This is a genomic window from Paenibacillus sp. FSL R5-0475 (genome assembly GCF_038004585.1).
In the GTDB taxonomy this organism is placed as follows: Bacteria; Bacillota; Bacilli; order Paenibacillales; family Paenibacillaceae; genus Paenibacillus_AQ.
In genome coordinates this window covers 6190316-6207216 of sequence record NZ_JBBORK010000001.1, presented here as the reverse complement: position 1 = coordinate 6207216, position 16901 = coordinate 6190316, and the positions used below count along the sequence as shown (strand labels likewise).

Genomic DNA, 16901 nt, shown 5'->3' with positions numbered 1-16901 from the left:
TAACTATCCGATCACTTTTTATATGGGTATATTTCACTATGTTTCTAGTTATTGATCTTTAGTGTACTTATAACTATGCCAAGAATTAGCTAAATGCCCTATTGCTAAACAAACTACTGCAATACTCAGCCAAATAGATTTTCCCCAAATCGCTGCCAATCCGAATGCACATACTGGAAGAACTGCCATCGGGATCGGAATAAAAACTAAAGGGTCCCATAATAATTTAAATTGCTGCCCCTTAACTATATATCGAACCCATAGACCATAATAAACAACGATAAACAAGACGATGAAGGCAGCTATCACACCGAATTTCACATGTTGAAAGTTATCCTTTGAGATTGCAAGAATGCCGATACAACCCAATTGTCCTGCTCTCTCCAAGAGGGTATAGATTAGTCCTGCATCTCGCAAACCCGAAGGTACATTTTCAGGTGGAAACTTAATCATTAGCAAACTTGGGGCAAGAAGGATTAATGCCATTAGTGTGCCGAGAAGAGAAAATCCCATGTTAATTTCTCCCTATGATAGATTTTTCCCATTTTATCACATTCATATTGAGCAGCTATATAGCGTCTATCACATTTTTTTGAATACAAAAAAACCTGCAGCCCCTTCTTCAATAAGGAGTTGCAGGTGTTTGTTAAGACTCTATCGCAAAAAATCCTTTGAGAAAAATTAGCGAGTGGATGCCCAAAAGGCCAAAGCAAACATTGTCCAGTCATTCATCACGTGCACTATAAACGATGTCCATATATTTTTAGTCTTAAGATATGGATATAGCAGAACGATCCGTGCAATACCAATACCGAGAATAGCTTGGACAATATTCCAATTATACGTTGGTAAATGGTATGCCCCAAATAAAATAGCTGAAACTATGCAGGCTAAAATTATAGCAGACTTTCTACTCATCTTAAGTTTCTTAACTCCAAATGATAGCACGACCAAGAATGGAAGTATCGTGATTAATTCTTCACCAAACAGCATCGGGATCGTTCTCAAGAAGAATGGAATTGCATCAGCAAAATTACCATTGAAACTATCGGTTGCGGGATTAGCGCTCGTACTAAACAATTTCGTAATAAGGAAACCGACAATACCTGTCACAATCAAATTCGCAACGTAAGTTCCAAGAATCAAAAGAATATCTTTAGCTACTAATTTTCTGAATAATGATGTCCATTGACTTCGTGCCACAAAGATTACTGCTGCTAAAGGAAAAATCACATTCATAAAGGGCTGTACATTGGGACCTCCAAACATAATAAGAAACAGAGCAAAACCAACCGCGACAGAAACGAGAAAAATGAGGCTGCTCTTCAAATTTAGACTAGGCGATGACAGTTCACTGTAGAACGGGAAATCATCATTTTTACGCTCAAATCTGAAAAAATCACTTTTATTATTCATAATAAATCAAATCCTTCCAAGGAAATATAAAACTTATGCTTCCATTAATCCATCTAACGTACTTACATCATAATTGCTTTTATGTCCCATTTCGACAAAGGTCTTATAAATAGGACCTTAAATTGAAGAAATTCCCAACGGATTCGATTTATTTACTAATATTTCCAATCAGCTCAAAAAACCACTATGAGCAGACTTTCAAATATCAAAATTTCGTAATCAAATTAGATTCTCTCTGAAATATAATAAAAGCTCACGATTTCAATAAGAGGGTGGCGAACGAATTGAATACCTACGGTGAGGTTGTTCGAAATATACGGACCAATAAGGGATTAAGTCAAAAAGAAGTGTATTTAGATATTATCTCGAAATCATATGCCATTGAATTTGAAAAAGGAAACCATGAGATCACATTAAGGCTGTTAGAACAAATTTTAAATCGACTTATGATGGGGATTGATGAATTTTTCTACATTTATAGAGGTTATAAACTATCTAAACACGATACATTTACCAACAAATATTCCAAAGCTGGAAACAATAACGATCTCGAAGCATTAATTGAGATTTATCAAGAACTACATCAGAGAGAGGATCTGACCTCAAAAATTCATCTGGCAGAAGTCAGGTCTCGTATAAGATTATTAAAGCACTTTAACTTGACGGGTCAGTTTGAGAAGAATGTCATTTTGACAGAAGATATCGAGACGATCACTAACTATCTCAACAATCTCCAATCCTGGACCCTCCAAGAAATGCAGCTGTTCACAAATACTTTAAATTACATAGATTACGATCAAAGAGATATACTCTTTCAAACGCTTATTAAGTCTATGAAAAAATATGAAGCTCACGAACGCGGACGAGATGTCATATGTGTAATGCTAACCAATATGATTTACGAATTAATTATGATCAATCAAATAAGCTATGCAGAGATCTTACTAGAGAACTTAAATAATATTAGCAGGCCTCAATATCAAACGCTGTTCTTTAAGATTGTATATAAGTATTATAACGGTCTAATTAAAATTAAAAGAAACAGTAAAGAAGAAGGAACGAAGCTTGCTCAATCAGCAATCGATGTATTATATGAATTTGGCGAGCCCTATCAAGCAAAAACATTAGAGTCTATATTGTCACAGATCTTACAATAGAGTTTCTAGAGGGTGGTGATGAATTCTGCTGCATAAGGGAATCTTGACTTTTTTATCATGATTATTTTCTTATCCTGAGACCAGACCTGCTGACCTCCAGAAAAGAAGCAAAGAATAAGGATAAAGCAGATAAGTTTCCTATATTTTTCACTAACCTACTTTTATTATAATGGGGCTATCTGATGTAAGGAGGATTTCCATGATGACAGCAAAAAATTTCGTATGTTCCTCAGCAGAACCCATTGTACAGACTAAAGCCGGAAAAATGAGAGGCTTTCAGGTCAACGGCACTCATACCTTTCACGGAATAAAGTACGCAGATGCCAAGCGCTTCCAGATGCCCACAGAGGTAGCGCCTTGGGAGGGAATTAAGGATGCACTCGCTTACGGTTATGTGTCTCCCATGTTAACCCAGGATCAGCCCGTCATGGAAGTGCTGGTTCCTCACCGTTACTGGCCTATGGATGAGAATTGTCAGTATCTGAACATCTGGACCCAGAGCCTTGAACCGCAGGCCAAAAAACCTGTTATGGTATGGCTACACGGGGGCGGTTTCGCAGCTGGCTCTTCTATTGAACAGGTAGCTTATGAAGGAGACAAGCTTAGCGAGTTCGGCGATGTGGTCGTAGTAACCTTAAATCACCGATTGAATATTCTGGGATACATGAACCTGGCTGCTTTTGGAGATAAATACGTCAATTCCGCAAATGCCGGAAATGCCGATATGGTAGCAGCTTTAAAATGGATTCAGGAAAACATTACAGCTTTCGGCGGCGATCCGGACAATGTGACCATCTTCGGACAGTCTGGTGGCGGTATGAAGGTATGGACACTAATGAATACTCCCGCAGCAGACGGCCTGTTCCATAAGGGCGTTATCCAGAGCGGATTAATTGATGGGTTTTTGGACACCCGCAAGACCGATAGTACCGCCATTGTAAAGGCACTGTTGGCAGAGCTTAATTTGGGCGAGGTCGAAGTAGAAAAATTGGAAGCGGTTCCTTATCCTCAGTTAGCTGCAGCATATAATAAAGTTGCACCAGCACTCGCAATGCAAGGGGAATACATTGGCGGCAATCCTATGCCTAATGAATTCTATGTAGGCGATCCTAGAGAGGTGGGCTTTACCGAGCATGCGAAGACCATTCCGGTATTGATTGGTAGCGTATTTGGTGAGTTCGCTTTTGGTCCCGGTGTTCCTAACAAGCAGGACGCGACTGAGGAAGTCACCATGGAGATGCTGACTCAAAAGTATGGCAGTCATACGGAGAAGCTTGTCACACAATTTAGGGAAGCGTATCCGGATAAACACTTGACCGACCTGCTATTCTTAGATACCTTCTTCCGTATTCCAACCAAGGACTTTATTGAGAAGAAATCCGTACACGAGGAAGCTCCTACCTACTCCTACTTATTTGCTTATGAATTTCCTTTTGAGGGCGGCAAGATAGCATGGCACTGCGCTGAGATCCCTTTCGTTTTCCATAATACGAAACGTGTTCCCGTGTGCCTCATTCCAGGAGTTTCCGATCGGATGGAGGAACGCATCTGTGGTGCCTGGGTAAGCTTTGCACGCTCTGGCAATCCTAACATCCCTTCCCTCCCCCAGTGGCCGGCATGTAAACCGGGAGATGAGGCTACCATGATTTTTGACCGAAACTGTGCATTAAAGCATAATTTTGATCATGCGTTGATGGATACTTTATTGAAAACGAATCCGAAGCTACCTTTCCTGCCAAGCAATGAGGCCGAAGAAGAAGGATTTATTTTGCATTAACCAATCCCCCCTCGAAAACTCTTTGATTCGGGTCAAAAAAAAACTCCCTTCTATCTGCTAAATATCGCAGATAAAAGGGAGTTTTTCTAATCCATTATTATTGGTTAGCCTTTAGACAAAATTAATTTTAAATTTGAGAACTGCTGTGGAATATAAAATTTATTATACATTAACGGATAATCTGGCTCTGTTTTGTCGTAAAGGGCTTCTAATAGTAAAAAGCACTCGTTCCGTCCCATTAATTTATCTTTCCGATCAGCTAAGTTAACGGTATGCGTATATTTTATTTCAATATTCCCATGGTTAGCATCTACATAAGCCTGATTCTCTAGAAAATCCAGCATTTTCTCTTTATTATCAAGATCCAAAGATAACCTCTCTACTGTTTGCATAGACATAAAAGTAAAAGCGTAAGCATGTAGCTCGCCTCCCTTTCTATACAAACGCTCCAAAGCTACAACTGTAGCTGAATCTCTTCTTAATACTTGTTTGGTATGTTCCGTTTGCGGGTCCAGCCGATAATGTAAATCTACTTGGTCAAATATGCTTATATGACATTTATGCATGGGGTTGCTCAGTTTCTCTAATTGAGTATCCTCTTGTTTATAAGAAGACTCAAGTACAAAGTTTCCCTTACCACGTACATTTCTTACTAATCCATCATCTTGCAAAAGAACTAAAGCTTGCCGTAAAGTAGCGCGACTAACCCCAAGTTTTTTGGCTAAATCCGGTTCTGAAGGAAGCTGACTACCTACGCGGTATTCTCCTTTGTTAATCTGAAGAAGAAGCTCATCATATACATTGATATAAAGCGGCCGTTTCAATTTATCTAGTTTATGTGTGTTCATTCATCTGATGTCCTTTTCTCCCCATTATGACACATCATTTTTCAAGCGACAAGGAATGTCATTCTCTGCTTCAATCACAACGTAAAAACCTCCAAAAAGAAACTTTGGAGGTTTTTATGTGATATCAATTATTTAAGAAATGGCAAGAAAGACTCACCGTTGTCTGGCATATCAACATCAAAGTTATCCGCTATAGTCGCACCGATATCAGCAAAGGTATCATGCTCAGGTAATGCGCCACTGTCCTTTAATTGCTTGGAATAGACTAGGACTGGAATAAACTCACGAGTATGGTCTGTACCAGGGAAGGTCGGGTCATTTCCATGGTCAGCCGTAATGATTAACAAATCATCTTCTAGAATGGAATCGAATACCTCATCTAATCGTTTATCAAATTCCTCTAATGCTCTTCCATAGCCTTCCGGATCACGACGATGACCGTATAAAGCATCGAAATCAACTAAATTCAAAAAGCTCATTCCAGTGAAATCTTTTTTAATTACATCAAGCAGTTTATCCATGCCATCCATATTGTCTTTTGTACGAATGGATTCAGTAACGCCTTCACCATCGAAAATATCATTGATTTTACCAATGGCGATGACATCATAACCTCCGTCTTGCAAGCTATTCATAACGGTTTTATGAAATGGTTTTAAGGCATAGTCATGACGATTGGAGGTTCTCGTAAATTTCCCGGGTTGGCCTACATAAGGTCTGGCAATAATACGACCAATTAAATAGGCAGGGTCTTTGGTGATTTCCCGAACCTTTTCACAAATATCATATAACTCTTCTAATGGGATGATTTCTTCATGAGCTGCAATTTGCAGAACCGGGTCAGCAGAGGTATAAACGATCAGATCCCCTGTTTTCATTTGATGCTCGCCATATTCATCAAGAATAGCCGTTCCACTTGCAGGCTTATTCGCTACTACTTTTCGGCCCGTTATATCCTCGATCTGTTTAATTAATTCGTCGGGGAATCCATTTGGATACACATTAAAGGGTTGATCAATATTTAAACCCATGATCTCCCAATGACCTGTCATTGTATCTTTCCCGACTGATTTTTCCTGTAATTTAGTATAATAAGCAAGTGGTTTCTCAGCTTTTGGAACACCCAAAATTTTTTCAATATTAGATAGACCCAATTTGGCTAGGTTGGGCAGATTTAATCCATTCATATGTTCTGCAATGTGTAATAGGGTATGGGAGCCAACATCGTTAAATTGATCCGCGTCTTTTCCTTCTCCAATGCCTACTGAATCCATGACGATTAAATGTACACGTTTAAATTTCTTCATTCTACTCTCATCCCTTATCTAGTAATTAAAAATAATATAACCGGAACGACTTTACATAACAGGCTTCCATTATCTCATGCTGTATAAACTTTATATCGTTTACATTAGTTTCACATAGAAGGAAAGAATTTATGCTAACTCTAATGCGATCTCCATCATTTTAGTAAATGCAGTTTGGCGTTCCTCCGAAGTGGTCTGTGCTCCTGTAATAAGATGATCACTCACTGTTAGAATGCACAGCGCTTTTACACGTGCTTGGATAGCGTTCCAATAGAGGGCTACAGATTCCATTTCAACACCCAAAATCCCTACATCCTGCCACTTTTTATTAGCTGCCTGATCCGCATTATAAAATATTTCACTGGATAAAATATTACCAATATGAACCTTTTGTCCTTTATCATCTGCTATTTTCTTAGCTTTCTCCAAAAGCTCAAAAGAAGCCGTTAGTGGATATTGTCCAGGTAAATTATATTGATGACCATAATTGGAATCCGTTGCAGCTCCCATACCAAAAATTACATCGTATAGCTCAATGTTTTCTTGCATTGCACCACAGGTACCAATTCTGATTAAATTCTTAACTCCAAATACATTGATTAATTCCCAAGAATAAATTCCCATGCTCGCTGGACCCATTCCCGTACCCATAACAGAGATTTTCTTCCCTTTGTAAGTACCGGTATATCCTAACATTCCTCTTACCTCGTTAAAGCACTGGTAATCTTCTAAAAAAGTTTCCGCAATGAACTTAGCTCTTAAAGGATCACCAGGCAACAGAATCGATTCAGCGATCTCTACCCCGTTCGGTTTAATATGAGGTGTCTCTTTGGAAATAGTCATCATTTTGATTGGCCCCTTTAGTAGAAAATGTACTTGTTTATCTTGTCTATTTTTTAGACAAGTACAATTTATCATAACTTTTCGAGGGTTGCAAGCCCTTTCAACAAAACGTGTTCATGAAAGATTTGTGAAAACGGCGTCTCCAGCACAACCCTTTACTTGAGAAATAAAAAAACTCTCTTTTATTTGCTAAATAACGCAAATAAAAGAGAGTTTTTTTGAAATCTATAGTTGCACCGATCCTATTCCCACTCGATTGTTGCTGGTGGTTTCGAAGTAATGTCATACACTACGCGGTTTACGTTCTCAACTTCGTTAACGATACGTACGGAGATTTTCTCAAGGATATCCCATGGGATACGCGCCCAGTCAGCCGTCATTCCGTCGATGGAAGTTACTGCGCGCACACCTACTGTGTAGGAATAAGTACGAGCATCCCCCATAACACCAACACTCTTCATGTTAGGCAGGGCAGTGAAGTATTGCCAAATTTCACGGTCTAATCCCGCTTTAGCAATTTCCTCTTGCAGAATGTAGTCAGAGTCGCGAACGATAGTAAGCTTGTCCTCTGTTACTTCACCCAAGACACGGATAGCAAGACCTGGACCAGGGAAAGGTTGACGCCAAACGATAGCACGTGGCATTCCCAGCTCTTCACCCAGTTTACGAACCTCATCCTTAAACAAGGTATTTAGTGGCTCGATCAAGCTGAATTTCATGTCTTCCGGCAAACCGCCCACATTGTGGTGAGATTTAATCGTTTGTGCCGTAGCTGTTCCGCTCTCAACGATATCCGTATACAGTGTACCTTGTGCAAGGAATGCGAAATCTCCGAGCTTAGCCGACTCTTCGTCGAAGCAGTAGATAAACTCGTTACCGATGATTTTACGTTTTTGTTCAGGATCTTCAACACCTGCAAGCTTGCTCATGAAGCGCTCGCGTGCATCGATTTTCACGACATGAATATCGAATTTACCTACGAAGGTCTCCATAACACTTTCAGCTTCACCTTTACGCAAAAGACCGTGATCAATAAACATACAAGTTAATTGGTCACCGATTGCACGGTGAATAAGCATTGCAACTACGGAAGAATCTACGCCACCGCTAAGTGCGCAGAGTACTTTTTTGTCTCCAACTTGGTTACGAATATCTTGAATAGCTTCATCAATAAACGATTCCATCGTCCATTTGCCGTCGCAACCGCAAATTTGATACAAGAAGTTCGAGATCATCTCATTACCATGTACAGAGTGACGTACTTCTGGGTGGAATTGAACCGCGAACAATTTACGCTCATCATTGCTCATTGCCGCGATTGGAGCACTTTCAGTTCCTGCATCCAGCTTGAATCCTGTTGGAAGTTCAACCACATGGTCACCATGGCTCATCCATACCGTCTGACGGCTCTCTAGCCCAGCAACGAGTGCAGTACCTTCTTCAAAATCAATATCGGCTTTACCATATTCACGTTTAGCGGAGCGTTCCACTTTACCGTCAAGTTGGTGAGCCATTAGCTGCATACCATAGCAAATACCGAAGATCGGTACTCCTAAATCATAGATCGCTGGATCTACATGTGGAGCATCTTCAGCATATACACTGCTAGGGCCACCAGAGAAGACAATCCCTTTAGGTGCAAGTGCTTTGATCTTGTCTACCGGCGTATTGTACGGCAAAAGTTCGCTGTATACTCCCAGGTCCCGAATTCTGCGCGCGATAAGTTGGTTGTATTGTCCCCCAAAATCGAGAACGACGATAATTTCATTTGGCTTATTCATTACGAGCCTCCCTTGATTATTGGATTCATTATACTCATGGTTAATTCTCATCGTCAAGGAAAGGAGAACACACTTCTCATAATAGGAGAGAGTTAAACTTCATGAAGAACATTCCTTTCCATGGAAGGAATTGTATAGCAGCATCAGCTGTTCTGACCGATTAAGTTAACCGGAAGGTGATGATCAGGCATTCGCGTATAAACGCGGACGCATCATGAGTAGTAAGCTCGCTGATCTCTGCAGGTGATGCTGGCGCCGCAGACATTGCAGGGATTGCAGATATCATCGACCTTGCTGACATTCTAGACGTTGCAGGCATTTCGTTCGCGGGATCGGCCGCGACGAAGGCTGAAGGCGCGGGCGCGTACGCCAGGGTCTCCCACTGGCGTACGAACTGCCGGACGGCTTCGCTTAGTCCGGCATCGTAGATCTGCAGGGAGTCCACATACTCCCTGCCAGTGACACCGGGCGGCGGCGGTCCATACCGCTCCGCCAGCCCGTGCCAAGCTAGAGAGGCAGCGCGCAGCTGCCTCTCGCGGCTCATGCTGCTGGCGCTGCGCGTTGCCAGCAGCAGAGCCAGGCTACGCCGCCAGCGCCAAGCGGCGGCGGGAAGCAGCGCCGCGGCAGCGAGCGGCGCGGCAGAGGTCCCGCCCGCCAGCGGCAGGGCGGGCAGGCCCGCGTTTCGCGCAGCTTGCGGCGCGAGCGAGGCTGCCGCAGGCAGCGCCGGCGCAGCGAAGCCGGCGGCAAGGGCGGGGCCAGGCGTTGGGTCGAATGGGACCCAACCGGCGCCGGCGAAATAGACCTCCACCCAAGCATGGGCATCGCCCTGGGTGACTAAATACTTCGCCGGCATAGTATCGTCCTGCAAGGTCCCAGGCCCAAAGCCTTGGACATAACGAGCAGGAATTCCTGCACTGCGCAGCAGTACGGTCATAGCTGTTGCAAAATGAACACAGTAGCCTTGTTTCGTCTCAAATAAAAAGTGATCCACAAAATCAAATCCGGATGGTGGAACCGTTGTGTTCAACGTATAGGAATATCCATGTTGTAAGTAATCCTTAATGGCAGTTACGGAGTCATAGCGGTTACCTGAAGAAGCTGTAAGCATCTCCGCCAGATCTCTCACTCGTACGGGTAACAAATCTGGCAATTGCAAATACTTGCCCATAATTTCCTGGGGATCGTTACTGTTTAAACCACGAAGCAGTACTGGATCGCTCTCAGGAAGTAAGGACTCCACTGAATATTCTGTGATCCGTGCAGAGCCTATTGAATCAGGCAGACGAAAACTCTCTCTGTCTATGTTGGACAGCACATATCCCAATTTACTTCCGCCCAAGAGTTCAACCGACTCAACATCAGTTATTATTCCCGCATTGAATAAAGGAATTCCCCCGGAAGAAGGGGTGGCAAATTGTATCCGCTGCTGAAGTGTTCGTTTCCTAGTTTCACCGCTTAGCATCAATGAAGGATTCTTTGGAATACCGGACAGATTAAGCGGTATAAACTCTTCGCCCCCCCTGATCCATCGGCGACCATCATAGTAAGCAATGCTCTCACCTCGCCAGTAAGTACGCTCGCTAGTTATAGCTGTAAAGACTGGTTCAGTATTTCGGGATAAAGGGGCACCGAGTTCACCGTCATTCGAACTATACCCTGTTGTTCCTGAAGCATTAGGCGCCTTATCTTCTGGCAAATGGCCTGAAGCCCAAGTCTGCAGCTTCTGAAATGTCGATTGCAACGTAAGCTCGCTGGTTGGTCTTGCCCCGAGCAGCTGCCCACCAAACCATGCTGTTGCCATCACGACAATGGCTGTCGCCAAAGTCAGCCCTCCCCAACGCGCATAAGGCAGTGTAGTAGCTCCCTCACGTTCTTGAAGACGCAGGAGTCCACTCATCGCGTGCATCCAAAAAATAAGACCCATTGATATCACAATATCCATTGTGGTATTGACGTCAAAGCCCATATCCAAGATCAGCAAGTAAATGATTGTAACTGCTGTGAATAGTACTGTACTCCCTCGGAAGAGTGCAAGCTGCTGTACTGAGGATACCAATAGCCCCCAACCTACAATCAATATCAAAAGCCTGCTGATCTCGCTTAACTGAGAAACATGTCCAGAAAGAAGCAGAATAAGATCATTCGGAATTTCGTCCGCATAAATCCCTAACCACCCTATGCCTTCGCCCCCACTGCATAAGTAAAGCCATGCTGAAACAGTAATAAGAAATTGAATACTTAGCAGTAGCCACCCCGGAATCTGAAATATCCCCCATAACAGCAACACTGCCGCCAATACCATTAGAACTTGTAGCATCTTGGAGGTATCTTCTAATAAAGCAGACCTATATAAAGGGAGTAACCATTCAATAAATAGCCCCATAATGGCCAAAGAGAACAGCAAACGATAGTACAGAGGCACTTTTCTCTGCTTACCGGCATGTCTGTTCTCTATTTGCCCCAAGTTGAACTGAAAGCCATTCATAGCCAGTTCTGTATCACCCGATTTTCCCTTACCGTAGTGTTGGTTTTCCGGATGATTCATGGAACTCTACCTCCCTGAATCTGAATGCTGGCAATGCATCATCCAGACAAAACATTCGTGCTCCAAGACGAGCCAAACTATCTCCGACAGTTCCCCTTCCAGGCTGGCGAGCCTCCCCTTGCTTCGGTGCTGATTGGTCCCAAGCATAATAAAGCTCCACCTTCACACCTTGCATCAAGAACTTGGCAATCACCTTGGCAGATTCCTCTTCTAGTCGTCCCGTGATAATGGCTACTGTCATCCCCGGAATCCAGCCTCGGGAAGCATCATCAAGCAGCAGCGACAGGTTTCTAGTGCCATCCAGGGAAATTTCAGTTAGAATATCCAGCACTCTCCCTGGGATTTTACCCAGCCCTTCATGTCTAGCCATACCTTCTGGCCAACCGCCGCTAAACAACTGAACATAAGCACCTGAACGCTCAGCGGAGAGCATCAGCCCCATCGCTGTCGACACCGCTTTCTCAAATGCCGGAGGCGAATCGTCTCTGCTCCCACGAGGTTTAAGCGCATCTGTAGGAACCTCGTAGCTGAGCGGGTCATTAGCCAATACGATACAGGTCATTCTTGCCTTTTCCCGTTCTGGAACTTTGCTCTGCAGCGCTCCCGTTCTTGCACTATTCTTCCAATGAATTCGGCTAAGTGGATCTCCTGGCTCATAATCCCTGGATTCCAAAGCCTCATCACTGATGCTTCTTCCCCGTCTAGAATACAAGGTGTCACCCGTCATAAATCCGCTATCTGGTACAGTTCCACCAAAGTATAAAGGCGCTGGCAGCACCTTAAAACTCTGTCCTCCATCCGGTTCAGATCTTCCCGTGAACCAACCCGGAAAATCTCCCCAAGTTACTCTACAGCCAAGCAGATGATGATTGCCGCGAGATAAATTTTCAATCGTGTATGTGTATGAAAAAGAACGTTTGAATCCAGGAAATAGCAGCTTCTGATGATGGCTATCACCCCAATAATCGGCAATGGTCATCCAAGGGAGAGGCAACCGAGACGAGAAGCTCAGCTGTACCTTCACATGAAGTGTATTTCCAGCCATCGGTCTCGAAGGAGTAATTGTACGAACAAGCTTAATCGTCCGTGGACCAGAGAGCTGAAGCATAAGTCCACCGAGCATAATAACTCCAACAACGATCAGGAGAAACAGCAAAGACGGACCTCCTCGCCAAACATATAAAGCACCTATAATTCCAGCCACAGTCAGCATCCTTAACCATTCCATCAGAGCACTTCGGCTACGCGGATAAGAGAAGCTTTTGACACTTCCGGCATCTTTCTTCAATTGATCAATTAGTGATGAAGAGGACAATGGGACACCCATCCTTTGGTCATAGACTTGTTCCCAGCTCAGGAACTTATTACTATCTATTCTTCCCATGAAAAAGGGTGCCCAGACATTTGTTTTTTCTTTTTACTAGACAGCCTCAGCTCTTCTTTCAGAATGTTTTTACCCGGCGTTCTACTTCAGTAACGCTTATATTAAGCGGAGGATGACCTGTTGTCTCCAGCAGTTCTCGTAGCGATACCCAGATCGATCCACCAATCATTTCTATCCTCGCATCGATTGTCTTTTGACCCTTATCAGGATGGTTTAGAATCATTTGTTTGTTCATTACATCGGCAATGACCGCTTTCCCGTTCCAATCTATTTCTCCACTTCGGCTATTCACATCCCAGCTAACTCGCCCTCCAAGCCGTTCAATTACAGCACGAAGCGGAACCATATACTGTCCATTTCGCACGGAATATTCCCCGGGATTCAGCTTCGTCTCCAGCTTTCCTACCTCCAGAATCAATGGCTTTCCAGGCGCAAAGAGCTCCGCATTCGGTGTGATATTTGAGGCGACCCAAGCTTCTGAAGGCTTTTTCCGCACCAAATTAGTGGCTTTTGCAGAGACTTTAAATTGTACAGGTTCTACCGTTTCATCCAATAGGCCAAAGTCATATCCAGCCGCCTTATAGCGTGCAATAATGTCCGGCAGCGCTTTGACGCTCTCTTGATGACCGCCACCATCATGTAGCAGCAAAACAACCTGGGAAGACTTCATATCCATTGTGGATTCCTTCAAAATTTCTGAGGCTGGCACGCCTCTCCGTTTAGAATCGCCGCTATCCACCGTCCAATCCATCACCTTATAACCTGCTTGCTTCAATAAATTGAAATAGGTATTATCAAAATGATCATAGGTTCCACCTGGGGCGCGGATAAGCTGTGGCCGAACCCCTGTAATCCCTTGAACAATCTCTTCAGTCTGTTTAATTTGATTCCAAAATTCCGTGAATCCACTATATAAATCATGGTAATTATGATTATAGGTATGATTGCCAATCGCATGGCCCTGTTCCCATATGGAGTCGATGAGCTCAGGATGGCTTTTCGCTTGATTACCAAGAACAAAAAAGGTTCCCTTCACACCTTCCTGATGTAAAATTTCAAGTACATTGAAGGTGTTATCGCTAGGTCCGTCGTCAAATGTAATATAGACTGTTTTTTTAGATTTTTTGGCTGCTGTGATTGCAGAACTCGTTGTCGAAACCTTGGATATTTTCTCTACCCCATTAGCTTGAGGGAGTTGAGTCACAGTAAGGGCCGCACTTGAAGAGGAGTGAACTTCCGGAGGTGCAGAAGCGAGTGGTTCTACTGCAGATGGCAAATCTTGCATCGTCGCTGCGGTAAGCTTATTCTTAACAGATACAGACTCGGCGCTAGCGGGCTGCAAGGATCGGAGCTCCCATGAATTCAAGTTTTTCCCTATACTCCATCCGAGCATTACGATGAATATTACAACCATAACGAGCAATCCGCTTATCAACTTTCGGCGGCTGTGTGCGCTTTTATTACCCTTCATCTTCTCTACCTCCAGCATTCTATTGGCTTAAAAGCCATTTGGTAGATTGTATGAAGACAAGCTGTAAAATAGAATAAGGCAACTGCCTCTTGGAGAGTGACAATCTTATGGAAATGCTGAGTTTTATACAAGAATTATTCACCAAATATGGATATAGCGTATTATTTTTTGGATTACTTCTCGAGTTCGTTGCCCTGCCCTTTCCCGGAGAGACCACTATGGCGTTTGCCGGTTTCCTTTCCTATACTGGGAGACTTGATTTTTTTACGCTAATTGTAGTTGCTTTTGCAGGCACCACAGCTGGGATGACCCTCACCTATTTTGTCGGATTAAAAGCCGGTATGCCCTTTATCCAGCGATATGGAAAATGGTTTCTATTCTCACCTACTAAGCTAGAAAAAACACAGAAATGGTTTGAGAAATACGGAAGCTTTCTAATTTTTATCGGTTATTTCATTCCAGGGGTACGGCACTTTACAGGTTATTTTGCTGGTATTATCGCGCTTCCCTTCCGTAAATTCGCCCTATATGCTTATAGTGGAGCCGTATTCTGGGTAGTGCTGTTTCTTAGCATCGGAAAGGTGTTTGGTCCACAGTGGATGGGCATCTTCCATTTGTTCGAGTCCTATGCGCTTTGGATTATTTCTGGTGGTGCAGTAATAGCAGCTCTTGTGATCATTTACCGTTATCGCAAAAACATTGGTGCCCGCCTCTTCCCTGGCAAAGCTGCCACTCGGATTCAGGCCCAGATTAAAAAACCTTCCAAGGAGCGGTGAATTCACCGCTCTTTTTACTACGTATCAACGCATACCCTGCCAACAGTATAGCAATTACAGAAAACCCTGCTCCCCCAGCAAAACCCAGCGTCCGAGGCTTCATCCATGCTTTATTTTCAAGGATTTGCTAAGATGTAGTACATCATTACATAACGAAATTATCCGAAAAGGAGGGCTCTACTTTTTGAAAATTGATCGATTGCTCTCTATCGTCATTCTACTAATGAACCGGCGTCTCATTCAGGCGAAGGAGCTCGCCGACATGTTCGAAGTGTCCGTGCGTACCATTTACCGTGATATTGAAAGTATTAATGGGGCTGGAATTCCTATCGTCACCTATCAGGGATCGGGTGGTGGTATCGGCCTTATGGAAGGCTACCGGTTAGACCGCAATGTATTGACCGACCGCGAGCTGGCTGATATTTTTTCCGCTCTGCAAAGCGTCTCCTCTTATGGAGGAACTGAACACACTCTGCTCATGGAGAAGATCAGTAGCGTAATCCCGCCCTCACAGACCGCCGCTTTCCGAAGCAAAACGACCCAGCTTATCATCGATTTCTCTCCTTGGGGTCTTCAGCCTATCCTAGAAGAGAAGATTGCAACTCTAAAAGAGGCGCTGGAAGAAAACAGAACTGTGGCCTTTGATTATGTCAATGCCGAGGGGCAGTCCAGTCAGCGTTCTGTCGAGCCCTATACTTTAGTCTTAAAAGGACAAGCATGGTACTTGTATGGTTACTGCCTGCAACGCCAGGATTTCAGATTATTCAAGCTGCATCGTATGAAAGGACTCGTTAAAGAAAAACGGGAGTTCATTAGAGAAGATAGGGACATGCATGAGCTGCCCTGGAGCACTGATTATCAGCGAGTGACTTCTGCCTCAGTAGTGTCGCCAATCCTTCTGCACTTCACAGCTGAAGGCAGACATCTAGCGGAAGATCGCTTTGACTCCACTGAGCTTCAACCGGACGGACATGGTGGATATAACGTGTCCATCCATTATCCCGAGGACGGATGGCTCTATGGTTTCTTGCTCAGCTTCGGAACGGCTTTAGAAGTGCTAGAGCCGGAACATATTCGTCAGAAGCTTGGAGAGTTAGCTCTTGGGGTTGCCAAAAAATATGCAACCTCGCTTTAAACCTGACGGTATGTCGTCAGATTCATAGTTCTATAATGTACTTAAAGCGAGTGCTCATAAGCTTCGCATACTTTTAAAAGGAGTGCTGTATATGAATCAAGAGCATGTAGGGCAAATGCAAGGCGAACCGAAATTTTGTCAAAGCTGTGGGATGCCTATGCCTACGGAAGATCTACTTGGAACGAACAAGGAAGGGCAAAAGATCGAGGATTATTGTGTATACTGCTACGAAGATGGAGCATTTAAACAGCCTGATATTACGCTGCAAGAAATGTCTGACATTTGTACAGGCTACTTGGTTCAAGAAGGAATGGATGAGGCTGTCGCCCGCAAATTACTCGCCGAACAGCTGCCTCATCTGAAACGATGGAGAGGCGTAGCCAGCTCTCCTTCAACAAACTAATAATCAGCACAAAAAAGCGGACCAAGTGAATTCTTGGTCCGCTTTTTATAGGCACTTC

General features: G+C 43.6%; 14 protein-coding genes. 5 read left to right on the top strand and 9 right to left on the bottom strand.

The annotated features are described in order from the left end of the window. Positions 1 to 48: 48 nt before the first annotated feature. Complete coding sequence (locus MKX41_RS27815; RefSeq protein ID WP_340974022.1) at positions 49 to 513, bottom strand: hypothetical protein; 465 nt, start codon at positions 511 to 513, stop codon at positions 49 to 51. Positions 514 to 681: 168 nt separating this feature from the next. After that, positions 682 to 1416 carry a CPBP family intramembrane glutamic endopeptidase gene (locus MKX41_RS27810; protein ID WP_042184712.1) on the bottom strand — a complete coding sequence of 245 codons (735 nt, stop codon included), beginning with the start codon at positions 1414 to 1416 and terminating at the stop codon, positions 682 to 684. A 284-nt stretch (positions 1417 to 1700) separates the two neighbouring features. Here MKX41_RS27810 and MKX41_RS27805 point away from each other — a divergent pair, with 284 nt between their 5' ends. Together MKX41_RS27805 and MKX41_RS27800 are read left to right on the top strand one after the other, a co-directional pair. Next, the gene (locus tag MKX41_RS27805; protein WP_340974021.1) at positions 1701 to 2573 is read left to right on the top strand and encodes a helix-turn-helix domain-containing protein; all 873 of its coding nucleotides are present in this window, start codon (positions 1701 to 1703) and stop codon (positions 2571 to 2573) included. A gap of 199 nt (positions 2574 to 2772) precedes the next feature. Further along, positions 2773 to 4350 (top strand): carboxylesterase/lipase family protein, encoded by a 1578-nt coding sequence (locus MKX41_RS27800; RefSeq protein WP_340974019.1) that lies wholly within the window; start codon positions 2773 to 2775, stop codon positions 4348 to 4350. A gap of 104 nt (positions 4351 to 4454) precedes the next feature. Here the strand turns inward: MKX41_RS27800 and MKX41_RS27795 are convergent, their stop codons facing one another. The 7 genes from MKX41_RS27795 to MKX41_RS27765 all read right to left on the bottom strand — a co-directional run bounded on the left by MKX41_RS27795 (position 4455) and on the right by MKX41_RS27765 (position 14529). Continuing rightward, entirely contained in the window at positions 4455 to 5198 is a 744-nt protein-coding gene (locus MKX41_RS27795) for a GntR family transcriptional regulator (RefSeq protein ID WP_340974017.1), read from the bottom strand. Positions 5199 to 5326: 128 nt separating this feature from the next. Continuing rightward, on the bottom strand, positions 5327 to 6505 hold the full coding sequence (gene deoB / locus MKX41_RS27790) for a phosphopentomutase (protein ID WP_340974016.1): 1179 nt from the start codon (positions 6503 to 6505) through the stop codon (positions 5327 to 5329). 129 nt (positions 6506 to 6634) lie between these two features. Next, positions 6635 to 7348 carry a purine-nucleoside phosphorylase gene (deoD, locus tag MKX41_RS27785; protein WP_379426044.1) on the bottom strand — a complete coding sequence of 238 codons (714 nt, stop codon included), beginning with the start codon at positions 7346 to 7348 and terminating at the stop codon, positions 6635 to 6637. Positions 7349 to 7590: 242 nt separating this feature from the next. After that, positions 7591 to 9129 carry a glutamine-hydrolyzing GMP synthase gene (gene guaA, locus MKX41_RS27780; RefSeq protein WP_042123987.1) on the bottom strand — a complete coding sequence of 513 codons (1539 nt, stop codon included), beginning with the start codon at positions 9127 to 9129 and terminating at the stop codon, positions 7591 to 7593. Between the two features lie 160 nt (positions 9130 to 9289). Beyond that, positions 9290 to 11674 (bottom strand): DUF4129 domain-containing transglutaminase family protein, encoded by a 2385-nt coding sequence (locus tag MKX41_RS27775; protein ID WP_340974015.1) that lies wholly within the window; start codon positions 11672 to 11674, stop codon positions 9290 to 9292. Then, positions 11643 to 13058, bottom strand: a complete 1416-nt coding sequence (locus MKX41_RS27770; protein WP_340974014.1) for a DUF58 domain-containing protein — start codon at positions 13056 to 13058, stop codon at positions 11643 to 11645. The genes MKX41_RS27775 and MKX41_RS27770 overlap by 32 nt, the downstream gene beginning before the upstream one ends. 58 nt (positions 13059 to 13116) lie before the next feature. Continuing rightward, positions 13117 to 14529: a polysaccharide deacetylase gene (locus MKX41_RS27765; protein WP_340974013.1), complete on the bottom strand. Its 1413-nt coding sequence runs from the start codon at positions 14527 to 14529 to the stop codon at positions 13117 to 13119. Between the two features lie 107 nt (positions 14530 to 14636). On the opposite strand from MKX41_RS27765, the gene MKX41_RS27760 reads away from it, so the two are divergent. From MKX41_RS27760 to MKX41_RS27750, 3 genes are all read left to right on the top strand, one after another. Then, positions 14637 to 15305: a DedA family protein gene (locus MKX41_RS27760; RefSeq protein ID WP_076285863.1), complete on the top strand. Its 669-nt coding sequence runs from the start codon at positions 14637 to 14639 to the stop codon at positions 15303 to 15305. Positions 15306 to 15489: 184 nt separating this feature from the next. Beyond that, the gene (locus tag MKX41_RS27755; RefSeq protein ID WP_076301085.1) at positions 15490 to 16440 is read left to right on the top strand and encodes a helix-turn-helix transcriptional regulator; all 951 of its coding nucleotides are present in this window, start codon (positions 15490 to 15492) and stop codon (positions 16438 to 16440) included. 91 nt (positions 16441 to 16531) lie between these two features. Continuing rightward, positions 16532 to 16843, top strand: a complete 312-nt coding sequence (locus MKX41_RS27750; protein ID WP_231573377.1) for a zinc ribbon domain-containing protein — start codon at positions 16532 to 16534, stop codon at positions 16841 to 16843. Positions 16844 to 16901 lie beyond the last annotated feature (58 nt).